The organism is Stenotrophomonas sp. A3_2, from assembly GCF_036624925.1.
GTDB classification, from domain to species: Bacteria; Pseudomonadota; Gammaproteobacteria; order Xanthomonadales; family Xanthomonadaceae; genus Stenotrophomonas; species Stenotrophomonas hibiscicola.
Map to the genome: position 1 here is coordinate 1 of NZ_JAZKVY010000334.1, position 376 is coordinate 376.

The 376-nt window shown below is 65.2% G+C and carries 1 protein-coding gene; it reads right to left on the reverse strand.

The genetic code is table 11. The features are described from left to right. The coding region (locus tag R5H29_RS16175) for a hypothetical protein (protein WP_332329460.1) at positions 1 to 376 on the reverse strand (376 nt) is incomplete at both ends.

Below are 376 nucleotides of genomic sequence, written 5' to 3' on the forward strand. Positions count from 1 at the left end.
GAATCCAGCTGTTCATGTTGCTGGCCGTAGCTGCCATAGACTTCGCCATGCCACTGACCGAGCCGTGCCTCGAGCGAGGCCGAGGTCGCCCAGTTGGTAACGTGCGCCCTGTTGAGCGGCGCGCCGAGGTCCTTCCGGAAATCATAGGTGACGCGGACCGGCTGACCGGTGCCGATCGGATCGACGTAGAAGGGGTTCGCAGACGTGACCGTGACCGGCGAATTGAGCGCGAAGTAGCGCTGAGACGACCGGCGATCGGCGGCAAATCCCTGGACGCGCAGCGTGACCGCGGGGGTGCTTTCCTGCTCTAAGGCAATGACGCCGGCATGGCGGCGGGTTGCGGGCAGGAGATCGGTTTGGCTGCGGCCATCGCCAA